General features: G+C 57.4%; 13 protein-coding genes. 12 read left to right on the forward strand and 1 reads right to left on the reverse strand.

All coding sequences use genetic code 11. From position 1 onward, the window contains the following. Positions 1-2: 2 nt before the first annotated feature. The 8 genes from murD to recA all read left to right on the forward strand — a co-directional run bounded on the left by murD (position 3) and on the right by recA (position 9857). Positions 3-1313 (forward strand): UDP-N-acetylmuramoyl-L-alanine--D-glutamate ligase, encoded by a 1311-nt coding sequence (murD, locus tag V3C19_RS11705; RefSeq protein ID WP_295932328.1) that lies wholly within the window; start codon positions 3-5, stop codon positions 1311-1313. Continuing rightward, positions 1291-2148, forward strand: a complete 858-nt coding sequence (locus V3C19_RS11710; protein WP_330937107.1) for a LysM peptidoglycan-binding domain-containing protein — start codon at positions 1291-1293, stop codon at positions 2146-2148. The genes murD and V3C19_RS11710 overlap by 23 nt, the downstream gene beginning before the upstream one ends. 27 nt (positions 2149-2175) lie before the next feature. Next, a complete protein-coding gene (locus tag V3C19_RS11715; RefSeq protein ID WP_130084305.1) occupies positions 2176-3318 on the forward strand; it encodes a putative peptidoglycan glycosyltransferase FtsW in 1143 nt (380 codons plus the stop codon). Then, positions 3315-4439: an undecaprenyldiphospho-muramoylpentapeptide beta-N-acetylglucosaminyltransferase gene (gene murG, locus V3C19_RS11720; protein ID WP_295932323.1), complete on the forward strand. Its 1125-nt coding sequence runs from the start codon at positions 3315-3317 to the stop codon at positions 4437-4439. Before V3C19_RS11715 ends, murG begins: the two co-directional genes overlap by 4 nt. Next, a complete protein-coding gene (murC, locus tag V3C19_RS11725; protein WP_295932320.1) occupies positions 4432-6729 on the forward strand; it encodes a UDP-N-acetylmuramate--L-alanine ligase in 2298 nt (765 codons plus the stop codon). Before murG ends, murC begins: the two co-directional genes overlap by 8 nt. A 21-nt stretch (positions 6730-6750) precedes the next feature. After that, entirely contained in the window at positions 6751-7686 is a 936-nt protein-coding gene (locus tag V3C19_RS11730; RefSeq protein WP_130084302.1) for a D-alanine--D-alanine ligase, read from the forward strand. Positions 7687-7733: 47 nt separating this feature from the next. Further along, on the forward strand, positions 7734-8684 hold the full coding sequence (locus V3C19_RS11735; protein ID WP_130084301.1) for an FtsQ-type POTRA domain-containing protein: 951 nt from the start codon (positions 7734-7736) through the stop codon (positions 8682-8684). A 132-nt stretch (positions 8685-8816) separates the two neighbouring features. Next, a complete protein-coding gene (gene recA / locus V3C19_RS11740) occupies positions 8817-9857 on the forward strand; it encodes a recombinase RecA (protein ID WP_067572044.1) in 1041 nt (346 codons plus the stop codon). A gap of 182 nt (positions 9858-10039) precedes the next feature. Here the strand turns inward: recA and V3C19_RS11745 are convergent, their stop codons facing one another. Continuing rightward, on the reverse strand, positions 10040-10270 hold the full coding sequence (locus V3C19_RS11745) for a hypothetical protein (RefSeq protein WP_161981670.1): 231 nt from the start codon (positions 10268-10270) through the stop codon (positions 10040-10042). Here V3C19_RS11745 and V3C19_RS11750 point away from each other — a divergent pair. The 4 genes from V3C19_RS11750 (at position 10269) to V3C19_RS11765 (ending at position 16215) form a co-directional block, all read left to right on the forward strand. Then, entirely contained in the window at positions 10269-11255 is a 987-nt protein-coding gene (locus V3C19_RS11750) for an N-acetylmuramoyl-L-alanine amidase (protein WP_161981669.1), read from the forward strand. The genes V3C19_RS11745 and V3C19_RS11750 overlap by 2 nt on opposite strands. A 28-nt stretch (positions 11256-11283) precedes the next feature. Then, positions 11284-11913 carry a lipoyl(octanoyl) transferase LipB gene (gene lipB, locus V3C19_RS11755; RefSeq protein ID WP_295932312.1) on the forward strand — a complete coding sequence of 210 codons (630 nt, stop codon included), beginning with the start codon at positions 11284-11286 and terminating at the stop codon, positions 11911-11913. 85 nt (positions 11914-11998) lie between these two features. Then, positions 11999-14608: a two-component regulator propeller domain-containing protein gene (locus tag V3C19_RS11760; RefSeq protein WP_302389305.1), complete on the forward strand. Its 2610-nt coding sequence runs from the start codon at positions 11999-12001 to the stop codon at positions 14606-14608. After that, positions 14605-16215 carry a hypothetical protein gene (locus V3C19_RS11765; RefSeq protein ID WP_295932306.1) on the forward strand — a complete coding sequence of 537 codons (1611 nt, stop codon included), beginning with the start codon at positions 14605-14607 and terminating at the stop codon, positions 16213-16215. Before V3C19_RS11760 ends, V3C19_RS11765 begins: the two co-directional genes overlap by 4 nt. Positions 16216-16221 lie beyond the last annotated feature (6 nt).

The raw sequence follows: 16221 nt of genomic DNA on the forward strand, positions 1-16221 counted from the left end.
CCATGAATCTTCACGACCTCAACATAGCCGTTCTGGGAGCGGGAAGAAGCGGACGCGCCGCGGCGCGCCTGGCCATGAAGCATGGCGGACGCGTGTGCGTATTCGACACTTCTCCGGCGATCACCGGCTGGCCGGAAGACATCCCCCTGCATGCAGGCGCCACGCAAGAAGACGGGCACGCGTTCCGCGCGGACCTGGTCGTGATTTCCCCGGGCATTGAAACGGACTGCCCCTTTGTCAAATCCTTTGGACGGGAAGGCGTGGAGACTATCGGGGAAATGGAACTGGCTTCCCGCTTCTACCGGGGGAAAATCATTGCCATCACCGGCACCAACGGCAAGACCACCACCACGTCCCTGGTGGAAAAAATCCTGCTCCGCGCCGGAAAAAAGGCCGTTGCCTGCGGCAACTACGGCGTGCCCATGGCGGAAGTGCTTCTCCGGGATGCCGTTCCGGACGTGCTGGCGCTGGAAGTCAGTTCCTTCCAGCTTGAAACCATCCGCAACTTTCATCCGGACGTGGCCGTATGGCTCAACTTCGCGCCGGACCACATGGACCGTTACACCGCCGTGGAAGACTATTACAAGGCCAAGCTGCACATCTTCAACAACCAGACGAAAAACGACCTGGCCGTGGTGCGCTTTGGAGAACATCTGCCCGCTCTGAAAGCTCCCGTCCGGACATTCAGCTCCGAATCCCCGGAAGCGGACCTGTACTACCGGGAACCCCTTGTCATGGGAGGAGGCTCCCCTCTGCTGAACCTGGCAGGGACTTCCCTGAGCCAGCGCCACAACGCGGAAAACGTCATGGCCGCCGTGCTGGCCTGCCGCCACCTGGGTATCCCGGCGGAAACCGCCGCGGAAGTGCTGGAGGAATTCACCCCTCCCGGCCATCGCTGTGAAGCCGTCCGCACGCTGGACGGCGTGCTGTGGCTGAACGATTCCAAAGCCACGAACCTGCATGCCCTGAAAGCGGCGCTGAAATCCCAGAACGCCCCCGTCGTCCTCATTGCCGGCGGCAAGGACAAGGGACTGGACTACCTCCCCCTCCGCTCCATGCTGAAGGAAAAAGTGCGCGCCTGCGTGGTCTTCGGCCAGATTGCGGACCAGCTTTACGACTCCTTTTCTCCTGCGGCGCCCACGGAAAAAGCCGCAGACGTGGCGGACTGCGTGGAAAAAGCGCGCCTGCTCGCCCGGCCGGGAGACACCGTCCTGTTCTCCCCCGGCACCTCCTCCTTCGACATGTTCACCGGCTACGCCCAGCGGGGACAGGCTTTTCGCGACGCCGTGAATGCCCTATCTCCCCTCTCCTGACCATCCCACCAAAACCATCATCATGAAAACGACCAAAAACCCCGATCACAATCCGACCGGACGCACGCGTCCGAAGCGCAAGCTGGGTACCGTACTTCGCGCCAAACTCAGCAGGTACCGTGCCCGTGTCTCCGAATTTGAAGACGACGCTCCCAGCAGCACCGTCGTGCGCTGGCTCGTCGTCCTCCTTCTCCTCCATCTTCTCGTCATCGGCGGGGTGTGGGTGCGCAGCACCTGGTTCAAGAACACCACGGAAATGGTGGAAATGACCGCCACTCTGCCCTCCCCGCCCACCGTCCCGCAAATCCCCGTCCCCGCCGTAGCTCCCGTAACGGCCCCCGCCGTTCCCCAGGCGGCTCCCGCCGCCCCGGTGACCATCACCCAGCCGGAACAAGTAGTGGACGCGCGCCCCGGCAGGCAGGAACAGGCCGCTCCGGCCCCGACCGCTCAGGAACATATCCCCGATGCCGCCCCGGTGGCAGGCCCTGCTCGCCACATCGTGCGCACGGGAGACACCTGGGAACGCGTCGCCCGTGACAACCGGGTCTCCGTCGCGGACCTGAAAGCCGTCAACCCCAATATGCAGAAACTGGTCAGCGGCACCACGCTGGTCATCCCGGCGCGTCCCGGCGATAATCTCGTCCAGGAAAAACCCGCTGAAGCCGACACGGCCCTGAGCGGAACCGCCCATATTGTGAAAAAAGGGGAAACGCTCTCCGTCATTGGCCGCAAGTATAAAATGAACTGGAGGAATATCCAGAAATTCAACAAGATGAGCGACAAGGACGTGGCGCGTCTCAAGATCGGCCAAAAAATCATGATCCCCAAGAAGTAGTCCTTTCCGGTCCGCCCGGTTGCCGCCATGTCTTCCAAAGTCTGCATGATTCTGGTCTGGTTCTTCGTCATCTGCCTTCTGGTCGTGGGTCTGGTGATGGTGTCCAGTACAGCCGCGTGGGCTGAGGAAACCAAGCATCCGTACGAACCGCTTTTCAAGCAGACGGCCTTCGCCTGCGCTGGGCTGGTGGGCGCCCTGGTCCTGTCCCGCATAGACTACCGCCTGTGGCGGAAATACATCTGGTGGATTCTGGGTCTCGCCTCCTTCCTGCTGATCCTGTGCTATGTGCCGGGCATCGGGAAGGAAATCAACGGGGAACGCCGCTGGATCACCATCGGCATGCAGTTCCAGCCCAGCGAATGCGCCAAACTCTGCATGATGATGGCCCTGGCCCACTGGCTGGCCCTGTATCGGGACCGCACCACTTCCTTCTGGTGGGGGTTCGTGATGCCGGGCATCATCTTCGGCATTCCGCTGGCCCTGATCCTGTTTGAAAAAGACATGGGCACCTCCGTAGCCCTGGCACTGGCCGCCTTCTGCGTAATGTTCGTGGCAGGCACGCGTAAAATCTACCTGGGCGCCGCCCTGATCGTGGCCGGGGCATCCCTCTACTTCCTCGTACAGAGCAACGCCAACCGCCTGGAACGCTTCCTGGCCTGGAAGGACCTGGACGCCCACAGCCAGGGGGCCGGCCTGCAACAGTACCGCGCCGCCATCGCCCTTTCGCGCGGAGGCCTGGAAGGCGTGGGGCTGGGCAACAGCGCGGAAAAGCACGGCACCCTCCCCTTTGCCCACACGGACTTTATCTTCGCCCCGCTTGGAGAGGAATTCGGCTTTTACGGAACCATGGCCGTGCTTCTGGCCTACTTCCTGATGACATACGCCGGCATCGGCGTGGCCATGCAGTGCCGGGACGCCTACGGGCGGTTCCTGGCCGTGGGAATCGTGGCCATCATCTTCTGCCCGGCCATGCTGAACATTGCGGTGGTAACCAATGCCGTGCCCAACTCCGGGCTGCCGCTGCCCTTCATCAGCTTCGGGGGCACCAACCTTGTCTTTACCCTGGCCGCACTGGGAATGCTCACCAGCATCCAGAGATTTTCCACCGGCGCACAGCCCAACTGTGAAATCACCCGCAAAGACGAACGCTCCATTGACGTAAGATTATGACCCAGCCCTCTCCCACACGCTCCCCGCTGAACATCGTGATTGCCTGCGGAGGCACCGGCGGCCATCTCTTCCCCGGAATAGCCGTGGCTCAGGAACTCAAGAAACGCGGCCACAAGGTCACCCTGCTCATCTCCCAGAAAAAGGTGGACGCCCAGGCCAGCAAAAACTATGGCGATCTTGACTTCCGCGTCATTGAAGCCATCGCCATGCCTAAAATTCCGTCCCTGGGGCTGCTGGGTTTTGGACTCAGGCTGTATAAGGCCATCCGCTTCAGCCGCCGCCTGCTGGATGAAGTGAACGCGGACGCCGTTATTGGCATGGGCGGCTTCACCTCATTCCCCCCCGTATACGCCGCTCACCGCAAGGGCATCCGCACCTACGTGCACGACTCCAACGCGCTGCCCGGCAAAGCCAACCGCATGACCGCCAAATGCTGCACGAATGTGCTGCTGGGCATTGAGGAAGCCAGACATTACTTCAACGCCGCCAAATGCATCGTCACCGGAACCCCGGTGCGCCAGGAAATGGCCGTCCGCAAGAACAGGCGGGAAGCCCGTGCGGAGCTCAATCTGCCGCAGGACCGCCGCGTGGTCCTGGTGATGGGCGGCTCCCAAGGGGCCAGGAACCTCAACTCCCTGGTCATTGAAGCGGCCAGACAATGCGCTGAATTGTGCGACTTTCTCATCATTACCGGCGCGGCGGATTTTGCGCGGGTCAGCCAGCTCACGGCTGACATGCCCCATGTGCACGTCATTGAATTCTGTTCCGCCATGGCCTCCGCATACGCAGCCGCGGACGTGGTCGTCTCTCGTTCCGGGGCCTCCAGCCTGACGGAACTGGCCCACATGGGCAAAGCGGCCCTGCTGGTGCCCTACCCCTTTGCCGCGGACGACCACCAGGCCCACAACGCCCGCGTTTTCGCGGCCCACGGCGCGGCGCGTATGATGCGTGAAAACACGCTGACTCCGGACGACATCGCCGCGTTCCTGAAGGAAGTATTCACGGATTCCGCCCTGCTGGCGTCCATGAATGAATGTGCTTTACGTCTGGACATGCCTGATGCAGTATCCCGCATCGCCAACGTCATTGAAAACACGGACTCTCCAGCCAGCCATGATTAAAACCCTGCACAAACGCCTCATCAACAGGAAGTCCCCGGCGCGCCTTCACCTCATCGGAGTGGCGGGGTCCGGCATGTCCGGCCTGGCTCTCATGCTCATGGAAATGGGGCACAGGGTCAGCGGCTGCGACCGCGTAACCAGCACGGAAACGGAACGTCTGCAAAGCCTGGGGCTGGCTTTCTCCTGCCCGCACTCTGCGGACGCCGTGGCGGACGCGGAAATCGTCATCTATTCCAGCGCCATCCGGGAAGACAATCCGGCGCTGGCCGCCGCGCGCCAGCTCAATATTCCCTGCATGCGCCGGGCGGAATGTCTGGCAGCCATCCTGAACGGGAAAAAAGGCGTAGTCGTCTCCGGCACACACGGTAAAACCACCACCTCCGCTCTTTGCGCCCATCTGATGAGGGAAGGCCGCATGCGTCCCTGCCACTACGTAGGGGCGGAAATCCCCGTGCTGGGCACCAACGCCCACTGGAATGAAGACAGCGAATACCTGGTGGCGGAAGGGGATGAAAGCGACGGCACGCTGGTCAACTACATTCCGGAACACAGCATCGTCCTCAACGTAGAGCCGGAACACCTGGACCACTACAAGGACCTGGATGAAATCAAGACGGTGTTCCACCAGCTTTGCACCCAGACCCGCGGAAAAATCATTTACTGCAAGGCCCATCCCGGCGCGGCGGACGTCTGCGGCAGGTTTCCCAATGCCGTTTCCTACGGCTGGTCTGATGCGGATTACACCGCGGCCGACGTGGTGGAACGCCGCGGCCGCACCCTCTTCACCGTTTTCAAGGGAACGGAAGAACTGGGCCGTGTGGAACTGGGCATTCCCGGCCGCCACAACGTACTGAATGCCCTGGCCGCCATCGCCCTGGCCACGGAACTGGGCGTGGACTTTCCGTCTGTCACGCGCGGCCTGGCCTCCTTTGCCGGGGCCAAACGCCGCTTTGAAACCAAATACCTTTCCCCCTCCATCCGGATCGTGGACGACTACGGCCACCATCCCACGGAAATAGCCGCCACCCTGCAGACGGCCCGCTCCCTCCAGCCGGAGCGCCTGGTCGTGTACTTCCAGCCGCACCGCTACACGCGCACCCAGATGCTGGCGGAAGACTTCGGGAAAGTGCTCCAGGCTGCGGACCTCGTCTTCGTGGCGGACGTGTATCCCGCCAGCGAGCTTCCCATTGAAGGAATCAGCGGCCAAACCATCATTGACGCCATGCACAGGCACGGCGGGGTGGAAACCCGCTACCTGCCGGACCTCAACACGGCCCACCACGCCATCGGCAACACCCTGAAACCCGGCGACCTGTTCCTGACTCTGGGAGCGGGCAACGTTCACGAATGCGGCATGCGCATCGCCCGGGACCTAGCCCTGCTGGAAGACCTGGAACGCACGGCGGGAGAATCCCTGAACGGAACGCTGTATGAACCCATGTCCCGCCACACCACCATGGGAGTGGGCGGCTGCGCCCAATTCTGGCTGGAGCCCTCCACCTTTGCCGCCATGCAGACGGCTGTCAACTATTGCCGGGACAGAAACATCCCGGTTCACGTCGTGGGCCGCGGCTCCAACATCATCGTGCGCGACGGCGGCCTGCGCGGCGCCGTTATCCACCCTTCCGGCGGAGAATTCGACACACTGGAAATCCGGGACAACTTCATCACGGCAGGAGCGGGCGTACGCCTGAAAAAAATGGTCTCCGCCGCTCTCCGCAGCGGCCTCGGCGGCCTGGAATGGATGGACGGAATCCCCGGCAACGTGGGCGGAAGCCTCCGCATGAACGCCGGAGCCATGGGAAGGGACATGATCCGGAACCTTGTCTCCGTCACCTGCCTGGATGAAGACGGGGAGATCCGCAGCCATCCCTCCAGCGATCTCAACGCCCAGTACCGCTCCATTCCGGACCTGGCCCACAACTTCGTGCTGCAGGCCGTCTTTGAAGGAAGCCCCTGCGCCAAGGAAGAAATTGAAGAAAAACTGGAAAACGCCCGCGCCAAACGCAGGCTGTCCCAGCCTTCGGGCGCCAGCGCCGGCTGCATCTTCAAAAATCCGGAGGAAATCCCCGCAGGCAAACTAATTGATGAACTGGGGCTGAAAAACGCCTGCGTGGGGGACGCGTGCGTCTCCAGCGTGCATGCCAACTTCATCATTAACCGGGGCCATGCCAGGGCACGGGACATCACCATTCTGATCGACATGATCCGCAAGGAAGCCATGGAAAACCGGGGAATCGACCTGAAATCGGAAGCCCAGGTCATCGGCGACCGCGAACCTCAATTCTAACCAACCATTTACTGTTTCATCATGAGCACCCTCAAACGCGACCTCAGCATCGCCCTGCTCCTCGGCGGACCGGGCGCGGAACGGGAGGTATCCCTCGTCTCCGGCAACTCCGTTTACGACGCCCTGGCCCGGGCCGGATTCACCAACGTCACGCGGGTGGACGTGCAAGGCCCGGACTTCCGTTTGCCGGAAGGCACGGAACTGGCCTACAACATCATTCACGGCACCTTCGGGGAGGACGGAGCACTCCAGTCCATCCTGGAAAAACGCGGCATCCCGTACACCGGAGCAGGCTCCCGTTCCAGCACCGTCTGTTTTGACAAGACCAAATCCAAAAAAATCTTCACGGCAGCCGGAGTCCCCACCCCAAAGGCAGAAATCCTGAACTGTTCCAACGGCATCATGATGCCGTCCCTTCCGCTGCCTTTCGTCATCAAGCCGCCCTGTGAAGGGTCCAGTGTGGGCGTCCACATCGTTCACCGGCAGGAAGACGTGCTGCCCGCCATGGAGGAAGCCGTCACCCACGGCCCGGAAGTGTTGGTGGAGGAATTTATCCAGGGCAGGGAACTTACCGTAGGCATTCTGGACGGAGAAGCCCTGCCCGTCATCCATATTTGCCCCCGTTCCGGTTTTTATGACCTGAGTAACAAATATCCCTGGATGAACATGGGCGGCGGAACGGACTACATCTGCCCGGCGGACCTCCCGGAGGAAACCGCAAAAAAAGTTCAGGAAGCTGCCCTTCAGGCCTATCGCGCTGCGGGCGTGGAAATTTACGGCCGCGTGGATGTGCTGCTCCGCGACGGAGACGAAGCCCCCTTCGTCCTGGAAATCAACACCATTCCCGGCATGACCCCCTCCAGCCTGCTTCCGAAAGCCGCGGCGGCCGCCGGTTGGTCCTATGAAGCCCTCTGTGAAAAAATTGCAGAATTATCGCTAGCCACCCCCAGGAAATAGCGTAGTATTTGACAAAGGGCGGGGAGTCGCCCATCCCACACCCCCCGATGTCTCATAAAGTCACAACGCCAGTCCCTTCCTCCGCCAAAAGGCAGGAAATGCTTCTGCTGGAACGGGAGGCCAGAAAAGAGGCCATAGAACGCAAGGGCAAGAATTACCGTTTCTGGCTCTTCCGGCGCAAGCTGTACCACATCGTTGTCGTTTACACGCTCATCATCGGCCTCATCAGCGCCATCGTCTTCCTGTGGGCCAACTACATCCTCAAGTACGACTGGCTTTCCATCGACACCGTTACGCTGAACAGCAACGGCATCTTCAATGCGGAACAGGCCTTCGCCGTCATGGGTATCGGGCCACAGGACAACATCTTTTCCATAGACGCCTCCGTACTGGAACAGCGCCTGCAGAAATGCCCCGCCATCCGCCGGGCAGACGTCAAGTACCAGGTTTCCTCCAACCCCACGCTGATTGTGGACATTGACGCGCGCATTCCCGCGGCCTGGATTGACTGCCCGGAGCTGGGAATCCATCCCGGAGACGCCAAATATGGCGTACTGGCGGACAAGGACGGCGTGATGTTCCCATGCATGGAAACGATCCACATGCCCTACATCCAAGAGAAAAAGCTGCCTTCCGTCTCCCTCCGGCCACCCAGTTCCGGACAGCTCGCCTACGGCGTCCGTACCCGGGATCTGGAAGCGCCCATGCAGTTGATTGAACTGTTGTCCGGTGCCGTATCCGAATTCCTGCCCGGCATCGTCTCCATCTCCACGCCCAACGACTGGTCCTTCTGCGTGCGCTTCTCCAACGACTGCCAGGCCACGTTCAGCCACTACGGTCTGGAACGACAGGTGGACAAGCTGGAACAGGCGCTGGAACACGCGCGGCAAACCCACCGTAAAATCAACGCCATCAACCTCATCCCTGAACATAACGTTCCCGTCCTTTTTGACGGTGCCTACGAGGACATCCCGCTGGCGGAGCCCATTGAGGAATAACCCTGCTCCCGCGGGTTTTCACAGGATTTCCCACATGTCAGAATTCTACTCTACATCAAGGGAAAATGACTCTGGAAAGACCCACTGAACGCTTGCAAACAGGCCCCGTTCAGCTATAATTTTCCACGATATATGAGTAACGATACACCCTTATCTCCCGAAGCGGAAAAACTGTCGGCCGCACGCAAGCGCAACCTTGACCTTGCCCTGACCCAGATTCAGAAAGACTTCGGTGAAAACGCCATCATGCGTCTTGGCGACAACGCCAAAATGGAAGTGGACGTCATCCCCACCGGCAACCTTCTCATTGACCGCGCCCTGGGCGTGGGCGGGTTCGCCCGCGGACGCGTCGTGGAAATCTACGGACCGGAATCCTCCGGTAAAACCACCCTCACCCTCACGGCCATTGCCCAGGCCCAGAAATCCGGCGGCCTGGCCGCGTTCATCGACGTGGAACACGCCCTGGACCCGCAATACGCCGCCCGCCTGGGCGTCAACCTGGATGACCTGCTGGTCTCCCAGCCGAACTCGGGGGAAGAAGCCCTGCAAATCTGCGAAGCCCTGGTGCGTTCCAACGCCATTGACGTCATCGTAGTGGACTCCGTAGCCGCCCTTGTCACCAAACAGGAACTGGAAGGCGAAATAGGCGACTCCACCGTGGGCGCCCAGGCCCGCCTGATGTCCGCCGCCCTCCGCAAGCTGACCAGCTTCATCTCCAAGGCCAGGACCGTCTGCATCTTCACCAACCAGATCCGTGAAAAAATCGGGGTCATGTTCGGCAACCCGGAAACCACACCCGGCGGCCGCGCCCTGAAATTCTATGCCTCCGTGCGCGTGGACATCCGCCGCATCGGCCAGATCAAGGGCAGCGACGGCTCCGTAACCGGCAACCGCACCAAGATCAAGGTGGTCAAGAACAAGGTGGCCCCTCCCTTCACGGAATGCGAATTCGACATCATGTACAATGAAGGCATTTCCTCCGTGGGAAGCCTGCTGGACTTGGCGATGGAATACGACATCATCCAGAAGCGCGGCTCCTGGATCAGCTACAACGGCAGCCAGATCGCCCAGGGGCGCGACGCCGCCAAGGAGGCCCTCAAATCCAATCAGGAACTGTACTCGGAAATCGAAGAGCAGGTTAAAGCCAAAATGGACGAAAAGGCGGCCAAATAACTGCCGTCTTTACTTTTCCTTCAACCGGGCGGGCTCCTCTTTGCGGGGAGTCCGCCTTTTTCCATCCTCCTTCAAATCCCTGCCACCCTCCCGGAAACTGCATTCTCCGGCTTTCCTGCCGGAATTCAATGATGTGGTGCATCCCTCTTCCGGCGTCCACGCACGCACTGGAAACGTGCCGTTTACAAAAACCCGGAGCTATCTCCCGCACCCCGCGGAAACGGTTTTTCCGGCAGGCCGCTGTCAGGACCCCACACTTCCGGCATGCCGGAAAAAAATGAAAGAATCCCGTTCACTCCCTTTATGAAAGGATCTTTCACGGCAACTTTTCTCTTGTACGTCATGAAAAATCCGTTAGTCTGTGCCTGATATCGTCCTATGTATCCGTCCTCTCGTACATCCTGCACAGCCATGCTCGGCATTCTGGGCATGTTCCTGTTGACGCTGTCCACGGCGCTCGGATGGAATCCGGAAACCATCAACGGAGTGCAGTACATCCCCATGTCGGAAGTGCGCACCCATTACAAGCTTACCCGGGAACGGACGGAGGGACGCCAGAAAGTTTACGAGGTGCCGGAAAAAATTCAGATACGCATGCAGGCACACAGCCAGGACATGTACATGAACAACATGAAGTTCATCCTGTCCTACCCCGTGGCTGACCACCCCTCCAAGGGACTGATGGTCTCCAACATGGACCTTCACAAAATCATTGACCCTGTCCTGCGGCCCACGTACATCGCCAACCGCCGCGGATTCAACACGGTAGTCATCGACCCCGGCCACGGCGGCCATGACAGCGGCGCGCGCAACCGCATCAGCCGGGAGGCGGACCTCACCCTGTCCGTGGCCAAAAAACTGCGCGACCGCCTCAAGGGCATGGGCTACCAGACGGTAATGACCCGTGAGACGGACAACTTCATCTCTCTTCAGGACCGCGTGCGCATTGCCAACAAATATTCCAACGCCATCTTCATCAGCATCCATTTCAATGACGGCGGTTCGTCCGCCCGCGGGGTGGAAACCTTCACGCTGGCCCCTGCCGGAACGTCTTCTTCCATGTCCCGCAACATCCGGCAGGAAGCCTTGCAAGGCAATGCCCAGGACAGCATGAACATCGCCTTGGCCACCGCCGTGCAGGGACACATGCTGAAAGGCCCTCTCGCCATCAAGGAAGGAATCTCCATGACTGACCGCGGCATCAAGCGCGCCCGCTATTCCGTGCTGTGCACCATCAAGCACCCTGCCATTTTGGTGGAGGGAGGCTTCATGTCCAATGCGCAGGAAGCGCTGCTCATCAACACGGAACGCTACCAGAAATTCATGGCCTCTTCCCTGGCTGCCGCCGTACACCAATACCGCACGGCCCTGGGTCAGCAGGTGCGCAGAACGCGCTGAGGGCCTCATTCCCCGCCCTGCCGTACACATGAACATCATCCGCATTCCCGGGCTGGCAGACTACCAGAAAACCCTGCGCATGCAGGAGGAACTGGTACGGGCCCACCAGGATGACCCGGAACGGGAAGACGAACTGCTGTTGCTGGAACACGCCAGCGTATACACTATCGGCCGTACGCGCGACCATGCCAGCCTCCATCCAGGCACTGTGCTGCCCTTTCCCATCCATGAAATCAACCGGGGAGGGCAGGCCACCTACCACGGACCAGGCCAGCTTGTGGGCTACCCCGTCACGGACCTGAACCGCCGCGGCAGGGATCTGCACGCCTACGTCACCTCTCTTGAAAATGTCCTGATAGAAGCCTGCGCCCGGTTCGGCGTCACCGCCCGCATCCGGGAAGGGCTGGTAGGCGTCTGGGTGGAAGACCGCAAAATAGCCTCCATCGGCGTGGGAGTGAAAAAGTGGATAGCCATGCACGGCTTCGCCATCAATCTGACGCCGGAATCCCTGCCTCCCTTCCAGGCCATCACCCCCTGCGGTATCCAGGGCGTGCAGATGACCTGCCTGGAAAATGAAATCCCCCCCTCCCTACCGAAAGAGGACTTGCTGAAGCGCTTCGGAGACGCATTTGGTCAACTCTGGGCGGAGAGGAATTAGGTTTGCCGGGTTCTCACCAACCACCGGTCGCATCAGGATACTGTGCATCTCCTTGGTAACATCTTGATTACATCATTTTTCTAACTTGTGTTTTCCAAGAAGACGATTATTCTTGGAAAACCTAATGAAGTTCAAGTACTCTCTGTTCTTTACATGGCTGGGCCTGTTCCTTTTCTTTTCCTCTGGAATCATAGAGGGTGGAACGCCGCAGAACACCCTGGCTATTCCTCCATGTCCGGCGCCTTTCCTGATGGATGCTCTGGTGGACAATGGGGGTACCTTATGGGCAGTCTCTGAAAACCAGGGGGTCTGGCATCTGACCTCCAATGGCGCCTGGGAGCAGATGAATCTCAAACCCGGCTTCCCCGATACGCTCAACTGCTATGCGATCGCCCAGGATCGTCAGGGCCTCATTTGGGTAGGCACGGACAACCAGGGCGTGGCCGTCTGGAATGGCGCAGCCTGGAAGCACTACGACCGCCTGAACGGACCACAGGGGGAACGCATTTTTGATATTCAGGTAAATCCGGCAGATGGAACCGTCGCCATGGCCACTTCCTCCGGACTCTGCTTTTATCATCCGGAACACCAAACCTGGACGCCCGTTACACGTGCTGAAGGGCTGCAGGAAGACCAGGTGGAATCCCTGGCCTTCACTCCACAGGGGGGACTTTACATCGCCTATCAGTGCGGGGGCGTCAGCTACTGTCCTCCCCGGAAAAACTACCGGCAATGGACTCACGTTCAAACCCGCTGGTACTGGGACGAGGGGCAACGCGTCCGCCAGCCCGTGGAACCGTTCGGCTACGGCCTACCCTCCAACCTGTGCAACGCCGTCATTGCCCCGGATGCCAAAACCACATGGGTGGCCACCACTTGTGGTCTGGCACGGCGCCGGGGGCCACAATGGATTTTTACACGAGGGAAAGACTATAAAGCCAAAAACAAGGGAATCTATCAGGGAATGCCCTCCGGGTGCAAATCCTCCGGGAAACCTCCCGTCACTATTCCTCCCGATTTGCTGCCGGAAGACTATGTAACGGCCCTGCATGCCTGCCCGGAAGGAATCTGGCTGGGGTTCCGTGAACAGGGAGCGGTCCTTCTGGATGCTGACACCATGAAGATCAAGGGAAAAGCTGAACAGTTGAATAAATCAAAAAATCCGCGTGCTAAATGGATAAAAAACTTCGTAACTTTGCCTTCCGGAGATATTTATGCCGCCACCAACGGAGGCGGCATGCAATATGTCGGCAAGACGGAGGCAAAGCCCTCCATCCTTTCCGCAGGAAAACCAGCAGCCTTTCCCAAAGAACTGCCCCCTGTCACAGAAAAAAATTTGGATGAACTGCTAACATGTGCCAGCAAATTCAATGGAAAAGACAGGCCAATTTTCTGCGATTATTACGGAGAGGACTGGGCCACCAGAGGTGACTGGATAGGTAGATATGGTTGGAATTACGCCATTTTATGCGCTCTTAACGCCCCCGACAGTGTCTCCTTTCCCCGAACCGTCTATCCGTATGGAGACGCTCCTTCCTTTAGGAATATAGACATACGCGGCTACATAGGACGCCATAAAACCAAAGATGATGCCATTCGCAACTGGTGTCATTGGTTCAATAAACCGGAGAACAGGAATGTCTTGTACTGTCCGGATACGGCTACCCGAACAGAAGCGGAATGGGACGATCATGGCGAAGCATACGCCCGTACCCATGATGGCCCCGACCTATGGATCGTTTTTGATATTCCGGAGGGGCTTCATGAGCTTTCTCTATACTTTTATAATCCGAACGGAAGGGAAGGGAATGGAGGATACAGGGATTACCTAGTGGAACTTAGACAATGGAAATCCCGATTCCTCAGTCCCAGTAACTTTAACTTGAAGTACCAACCAAGATACATTCCGAACAAAGACCCGGAAGATCCATTCGGAACTCCTGACGCCAGACATCAAAATCTCTTTATCAAACATTTCAACGGACGCGTGGATGAACTCCGGTTCATGCACCGGCCCCCTGTTCTGGCACGCTGCCGCGTCAATAATTTTACCGGAAGCGGAGTTTACAAAAGTTTTCTTGTGACCGGTCCAGCCACCTTTACATTAAGAATTCTGCGAAATTATTCCTTCAACACAATCATCAATGGGGTTTTTGTTTCCGATTTGACAGGGAAATCCTCCAGTAGGCCTGTTTTCATGCATACGGAACCTTATTCCTCGCCTGGCTGGTTCATGTACGTGGACGAGACCCTGCCGATGAAGGCCATGAATGTATGGTCCTGTTACCTTCCTTTTCCTGGTATGACAAGGCTGCGAATGTTGCAGTCAAAATACGCCATGTTGCAGGCATTTCGGTTCCTCCGTGACATGGGTGGTTCAACTCCCATCTTCCAGCAGAAAAAAACTTCCCTGCTCCGGCAATGGAGTTTTCAAACAAGATTTTGGGACACTCTATCGCGGCGGGAATTTGATAAAGTATGCCAACGGGATTGGAAGCACATGCAGGATCAATACATAGAACGGCGCTCTGCGGAGTGGCGTCCATACAGTCCCAACGTTCTTCCATTAAGTACTAACGAACTGCGCCTGATGGAAAAACTCAACATCAACTGGAGAGACTATCTCCCCGGTTCCGGCCGGGCTTCCATGTCTATAGAAGAATTAAAACAATACCTTGAACAACATAAAAAATGAATACGTATTCATCCTCTCTCTTAATCATCCCCTTCTTCGCTTTTTCCATTCCGGCCCATGCTGATGTGAAAGAAGTTGATCGGAAAGATCCTCGTTGGAAACAGGCGAAACAGCTCACCATCAAAACGGATAACAAAACAAAACGAATTTTTGAGGCGGAAAAGGCTCAGGATAACTCTTTCTTCTATATTGCATCCCAAGAAAATACAGAATTTTTTTGGACTGAATATCAATTCAAGCCCAAAGGAAATGATGAAACCAAAAACAGAGTAGAACCTATGTTTGAATGGGGAATCATTCCTCCCGGAAAAACTCAGGCAATTAATAAAAAAGAATTGGCATTAGGAGAAACGGTCAAGGACCAGGCAAGATATGAAGCTGACCTCAGTTCTTTACAAAAACCCGACTCGCTCAAAATTGCCTGCCGCATGATTGCCTACTGGTACAATGACGGAGAAAAAGTCAACCAGCCTGATACGGGAAAAGCCAAGACATCTGTCATTAAACCGCCTTCCTTCAAACTTAAGGTCAAGGAACTGGCATTCAACACCGTGAAAGGGGAAATTGATTCCGACTCCTTTGACATTCAAGAGACAATCAACGGAAAAGACATTTCCGTGCCGGAATTCAAGGACGGCAAAGAACAACAGGGAACCGTGGTGGCTTATCCCGCCCAATCCAGACCAATTATTAGAATTTCTGCGGAACTGTCCTCTGACGATATTCCAGCCGAACAATGGAAAGATCTCAGCATCAAACTCAACGCCGTCGGCTCCAATGGAGATGAAAGTCTGGTCCAAGGCAAAAAATTCCACTCACGAAAGGAAATGGACATGGAAGCGGGAGCAGAGAATAATACCCAAACGGTCAAGGGAGACATTCAGGCAGCAGATGCCCTGGAAAATGAAATGAAGCAGGGAAGTCTTCAGCTGACCTGGAGCGCCGAGTTGGAAGGTGGGAAACTGGACTGCAAGGCGGAAACAAGTATAGCGAATGCTTTCCTCATCCTGCGCCAGCAGGAAATCGAGGCTGGAAAAGGGACTCCCAAACTATGGAAGCAGGCTCTTTTGGCCGGGGCGGGACATCTGTTAAAAATGAGTGATAATAAAACGGCTCTTTCCCGCGTCACCAGTAATGTCGAATATGCAAATGCCCTCGTCAAAGGAATCATTTATCACAGCCAATATCCAGATGTTGCGAAGTCAGCTTATACCACAGCTTCCGATAGATTTTCCTTTACGATCAACCTTTCTTCAATCGTTGACCTTTACCAAGGCAATTCCGGTCCCAAACTTATTTGCATTGATGCATGCGGGACACTCCAGGCTCTCTATCAGCTGATGACTGATGATTCCATCAGCGCCCGCCTGGCAGACCCAGAGGCAAAAGAAGGGCAAACGCTTCCTGCCAATGCCGCCGGACATGCTTTTAACGCATTAAATAATAAAGTTTACGATGGAACTCCGCAACGAGGAGCACTCCATGGAGGCATTGCGCCTGCTACGGCACGTGGAGGAAATATCCAGCAACATCTTAAGAACATGGGGGATGCCAATAATATCAAGCTTAACTTGCTTGATCAGGAGGCTACGTTTACCATTAAATAAAGACTC

It is taken from the genome of Akkermansia sp. AE01SA01, assembly GCF_036417395.1.
Lineage (GTDB): Bacteria > Verrucomicrobiota > Verrucomicrobiia > Verrucomicrobiales > Akkermansiaceae > Akkermansia.